Below are 484 nucleotides of genomic sequence, written 5' to 3'. Positions count from 1 at the left end.
CAATTAACCTTCCAGCACCGGGCAGGCGTCACACCGTATACGTCCACTTTCGTGTTTGCACAGTGCTGTGTTTTTAATAAACAGTTGCAGCCAGCTGGTATCTGCGACTGGCTTCAGCTCCATCCGCGAGGGACTTCACCTAACGCCAGCGTGCCTTCTCCCGAAGTTACGGCACCATTTTGCCTAGTTCCTTCACCCGAGTTCTCTCAAGCGCCTGAGTATTCTCTACCTGACCACCTGTGTCGGTTTGGGGTACGATTAATGATAATCTAGAGCTTAGAGGCTTTTCCTGGAAGCGTGGCATGAGCTACTTCATCACCGTAGTGACTCGTCATCGAACCTCAGCATATAGTGAATCGGATTTGCCTAATTCACCTGCCTACATTCTTAAACCGGGACAACCGTCGCCCGGATAGCCTAGCCTTCTCCGTCCCCCCATCGCAATTATCACCAGTACGGAAATATTAATCCGTTGCCCATCGAC

The 484-nt window shown here is 51.0% G+C and carries 1 rRNA gene; it reads right to left on the bottom strand.

What is annotated here, in order from left to right:
* Positions 1-484 (bottom strand): 23S ribosomal RNA (locus AAZR93_RS21575); the annotation flags it as partial.

The sequence above is a fragment of the Providencia sp. Je.9.19 genome (genome assembly GCF_051129765.1).
Lineage (GTDB): Bacteria > Pseudomonadota > Gammaproteobacteria > Enterobacterales > Enterobacteriaceae > Providencia.
Note: the sequence above shows the minus strand (reverse complement) of the source record. Positions and strands in the feature narration are given on the sequence as shown.